Source organism: Salinicola sp. V024 (assembly GCF_052645315.1).
Window position 1 is genome coordinate 1 of the sequence record NZ_JBQXYB010000030.1, and the last position, 4,599, is coordinate 4,599.

The window sequence follows — 4,599 nt, forward strand, 5'->3', positions numbered from 1 at the left end:
ATCGAATGCGTGGCTCGCATCATCATGATGGCGGCCCGGTCTTCAGCAGAAAGATGGCGATAGCAGTGGTTCATGGCAACACCGTACCTGATGGGTCACGTGTTGCGCTTGGTCATTGAGACCGCCAACCTTCCTTTACGAAGTAATGAATGAGGTCGTTGAAATAGGGCGGGCTCGTGGTGTCAACTTGCCTTATGGTTTTGCTGACGACCGGCTCGAATTCTGTGATAGCTTGCCATACGATATGCGTGCTTCAATGGCGCATGATCTCGCTAATGGCAACCGTTTGGAAGTAGCTTGGCTGTCAGGTGCAGTCGCCACTTATGGGCGCGAGTTAGGAATTGCGACGCCATGTAACCGCGCAGTTTCCGATATTTTGGCATTATACGAAGATGGTGAACGCCATACGCGGTGAACCGCCCCGGGTTTCGCAGAGGCTAGTTGGTTTAAGTCAGACTGTGATAGTGGCCTGACTGTCTAACTGCCGGTAGTAGTTTGCCTCAGCTTCTGCCGGCGGGATATACCCCAGTGGCCCCATCAGTCGCTGGTGGTTGAACTAGAACACCCACTCCAGTGTGGCCGGCTCCACGGATTCCATGGATTTCCAAGGACCGCACCGATGGATCAATTCCACTTTGTACAGACCCTTGATGGCCTCGGCCAGTACATTATCGTAGCTGTCGCCCTTGCTGCCCACCGACGGATTGACCTTCCCCCGAAAACCGGTCCAGCCTCAATGTGAGATTTCTGCTACGTTTATCCTGATAGCAGGAGATCTCGCGATGAAGCGTAACCGATATACCGAAGAGCAAATCATCAGCATCCTCAAGGCTAACGAGCGCGGCGTCTCGGTTGCCGAGCTAGCCCGGCAGAACGGCGTGACCAAATAGACCCTCTACCGTTGGAAAGCCAAGTACAGCGGCATGGAGGTCTCGGAGGCCAAGCGCCTACGCGAGCTGGAGACCGAGAACTCCCGGCTGAAGAAGCTGGTGGCGGAGAGTGTCCTCGAAAATGCCGCGCTCAAGGAGATCGTCTCGGGAAAGTGGTGACGCCCGAAGCGAAGCGGCGTGCGGTGAAGCACCTGGTGACAGGCGGCTGGCTCAGCCAGCGAGGTGCCTGTCGACTATTGGGCCTGGCAAGATCAGTGGCTCGGTACTAGGCGATATCGCGAGACGACGCGCCGCTTCGGGCACACCCGCAAGCTTGGCGACCTGCTATCCCCGCTACGGCTACCTGCTGCTGCATGCACTGTTGCGTCAGGAAGGCCTCCAGGTCCGGACCCGACGGCGCAAGCGGCTGATCCGGTCGAGGGCACCGATGCCACTGCCGGACTGCCCCAACCAGCGCTGGTCGCTGGACTTCGTCTCGGATCAGTTGGCCTCGGGGCGTCGCTTCCGCGTGCTGAACATCGTGAAGACTTTAGCCGGGAGTGTGTCGGCCAACTGGCAGATACGTCCATTTCCGGCCGTCGCTTGGCTCGGTTCCTGGACGAGATCGCACAACAGCGCTCCCTGCCGGCCTCGATTGTCTGCGATAACGGGCCGGAGCTGACCAGCAAGGCGATGTTCTTCTGAGCGCGTGAGCGGAAAGGTGACCTTGGCCTTCATCCAGCCGGGCAAGCCGACGCAGAATGCGTTCATCGAAAGCTTCAACGGCAAGTTCCGGGACGGCTGTCTCAACCAGCATTGGTTCCTGAGCCTGGCGGATGCACGACACGAAATCACGCAATGGAGGACCCACTACAACCATATCAGACTGCACAGTTCACTGGGTTATTTACCGCCGGTAGCATATACCGAGCAGTGCGCATGAGGAGCGGTTTCTTACATTGATAGCGGACCTAAACTAGGGGGAAGGTCACATTCGCCCGTTGACCAATAATCGTCGTGTTTCGGCCACACTGAGTTCAAATGCGCAATACTCTCCTGGCGGACGTGGATCATGTCGCCCGGCCCATCGTGGCCATCGGCACCGACTACAGCCCTGGCACCCTGCTCGACTTTCACATCCATCGTCGTGCCCAGTTTCTCTACGGCATGACAGGCTTGATGGAAGTGAATACCGATGACGGCACCTGGATGGTACCGCCCTACAGCGGTGTCTGGTTGCCGGCAGGCAAGCGCCACCGGGTGCGGATGAACGGCGTCAGTACTCGCAGCCTGTATATCGAACCGATTGCGGCGCCACGTAACTCCCCCGGTTGCGAAGTGCTGGTCGTGTCGCCGCTGCTGCATCATCTGCTGCTGGCCTCCGCCAACATGCCCGCGCTCTATGACGAGAGCGGTCGCGATGGCGCCCTCGCCCAACTCCTGCTGTGCGAGCTGCAACTGGCGCCATCGCTGCCACTGTTTGCGCCTTTGCCCCGGGATCCCGAACTGGCCAGCCTGTGTAGAGACTTTCTCGGCCAGCCGCATATCCATAGCCTGCCCGAAGACTGGGCGCGGCAACTACATCGCAGCCAACGCACCTTCAATCGTCTGTTCCGTCAGCAGACCGGCCTGTCGTTTGCCGTATGGCGCCAACAAGCCTGCCTGATGGCCGCCGTTCCCAGACTGCTAGCAGGCAGCTCCGTTACCCGAACCGCGCTGGAACTCGGCTACGACAGCCCCGGCGCCTTCTCCAGCATGTTTCGTAAGGTTCTCGGTCAATCCCCAACCGCCTTCGTTCGCGCGGCTAGACGTCAGGGAGAGGAGTTGCTAGGCCGTGCTGATGCAGGATTACAGCCGTGGACCAGGTCATCGCGGACATTCGTGATCTAACGAGAGCCGAACTATCCGGAACTTCCGGATAGTTGGTATTGCGAAAATACCTTGAGCCGCAAGGGTGCTTGACGGCGACTCGCAGATAGCACGCCCATCAGCTCATCGATCCACCAGCAGTCGCCCTCGATCGTTATGAACTGGCTCGCGGCATTGATGAGGGAATGGGCGGTGAGCTTGGGCAAGCCGTAGACCTCGACGCGCTTGTCATACACCTTACAAATCTTCAGCGCTAGCAGGGTAAAGTTTTCCCTAGTGGAACCGTCCGCGCGCTGGATGAACGGATTTAGCTTCACCTTAAAGCCGATCGTTCACAGTGTGTTCTGAAAACCGCGCTGCTTTGCGTCGCCCTCGTAAGTGGCATAGCAGCAGGCAGTCAGCACCTCCCAATTCGCCATCAACCTCGCCTAGAACCGACGGTTTGCCGTAGACTTCACGCACGGCGTAGTAGACGTCCTGTGTACCCAAGAAGATGGCGGCGCGAGTTATGATAAGAAGATCCAAGACAAGCATTAAAGCGCCTGCGATGGAAGCAACTGGCAGCATCAAAATACTTACTAACTAAACAAATACCTTTCTACAAGCATTTTTACTGCCGAAGCGCTAGTGTAAGCCGCATATTCTTGGTAAGTGTCATTTTTATCAGAATCCGCAAAATCACATATGGATTTTAGAGATATAGCTTTAGGCTGCGGTAGAGGAGAGTCTTGACACGCGGCATAAACCCCATAGGTCTCCATTTCGATACCCATCAATTTTCGATGCTGGCTTTGAATATGCTTAGCCAGCGCTGTATCCTCTAATACAGCTGCACCGGAAGCGACCGGGCCAATGTGAACTTTGACAACATTGGGTAGATCCGTTGGCCAATATTTCGCCAACTCAGACAAAAACTCTTTATCCGAGCTTAACTTAGAAGCCCTTGACTTGATAAATGGATCCAAAGATATTTGATTAGGGGCTGCGTGAAAGTGTGAGCCTTCATCACTTAACGTTTGCTTACCACTACCGTAATCCCAGCTTGGGTCAGCAATTACAACGTCACCCAAATTGACCTTATCTCTAACCCCTGCAGTTATACCAGCCATAACCACGTATCTTGGCTTGAACTTTAATATCATTTTAGTGGCCAAAATGGAAGATGCAGTCATTCCCATTCTAGGAGCACAAGCCGCCACAACCGAATATGAACTAGATCCATCATATGAAAACACATTACCTTTGTAATAGTCCGCTGGATCACTATCATCACTTATTAACTGCCAGTTCCACTGCAAGTTAAGCACGGCTTTAAGCTCTGGCTCTTTCAACGCAGTTATTATACAAACGTCATATTCATATTCTTTCAAAGCTTCAGCAGCACCTTTCGTTTCCAATATATGGTATACTTTCCTTTTAATTCGCTCGAGCCATTCATTGGAAGCTATGTCATACTGTAGCACTTGCCAAAGATGATTACTTAGCTTTTCGTTTGATCTTATTCTGATATCATTAAACGCCGTTAGGCCAATTACTTCTCGCGGTTTGTTAAAGACATCCCTTTCAGCTAATTCTTCAAGCAACTTCACGCCACCCATTGGATCGGGGTCTTGATCGGATGATAGGGGCAAGGCGATATCAAGAACCATTAAATCATAAAACTTACCTTTTAGTTTTTCTTTTGCTTCAATGCCGTCTCGAGCAACGTCAATATTATTCGTACATTCCGGAATCTCGGCGGTCTCAAGTTCCAAGTGCAACGCTATTGAAGGGTGCTCGGTCCGCCGACGGATTTCTTGAGCACCTCGGCGTAGACTTCCAGTGGGGTTCGCCAGTCCAACGTCTGGCGAGGCCTTGTGTT

General features: G+C 54.0%; 4 protein-coding genes and 2 pseudogenes. 3 read left to right on the forward strand and 3 right to left on the reverse strand.

Annotated elements, in window-relative coordinates:
• Positions 1-115 precede the first annotated feature (115 nt).
• On the forward strand, positions 116-415 hold the full coding sequence (locus ACUN9V_RS19760; protein ID WP_445512655.1) for a ketopantoate reductase family protein: 300 nt from the start codon (positions 116-118) through the stop codon (positions 413-415).
• A 36-nt stretch (positions 416-451) separates the two neighbouring features.
• On the opposite strand, the pseudogene ACUN9V_RS19765 reads toward ACUN9V_RS19760, so the two are convergent.
• Positions 452-709: pseudogene (locus tag ACUN9V_RS19765) on the reverse strand (integrase core domain-containing protein); the annotation flags it as partial.
• Between the two features lie 73 nt (positions 710-782).
• On the opposite strand from ACUN9V_RS19765, the pseudogene ACUN9V_RS19770 reads away from it, so the two are divergent.
• Both ACUN9V_RS19770 and ACUN9V_RS19775 read left to right on the forward strand, forming a co-directional pair.
• Positions 783-1,812: pseudogene (locus ACUN9V_RS19770) on the forward strand (integrase core domain-containing protein).
• 98 nt (positions 1,813-1,910) lie between these two features.
• Positions 1,911-2,759 (forward strand): AraC family transcriptional regulator, encoded by an 849-nt coding sequence (locus ACUN9V_RS19775; RefSeq protein WP_445512656.1) that lies wholly within the window; start codon positions 1,911-1,913, stop codon positions 2,757-2,759.
• Positions 2,760-2,770: 11 nt separating this feature from the next.
• Here the strand turns inward: ACUN9V_RS19775 and ACUN9V_RS19780 are convergent, their stop codons facing one another.
• Together ACUN9V_RS19780 and ACUN9V_RS19785 are read right to left on the reverse strand one after the other, a co-directional pair.
• Positions 2,771-3,055, reverse strand: a complete 285-nt coding sequence (locus tag ACUN9V_RS19780) for a hypothetical protein (RefSeq protein ID WP_445512657.1) — start codon at positions 3,053-3,055, stop codon at positions 2,771-2,773.
• Between the two features lie 261 nt (positions 3,056-3,316).
• Entirely contained in the window at positions 3,317-4,492 is a 1,176-nt protein-coding gene (locus ACUN9V_RS19785) for a phosphorylase family protein (protein WP_445512658.1), read from the reverse strand.
• Positions 4,493-4,599 lie beyond the last annotated feature (107 nt).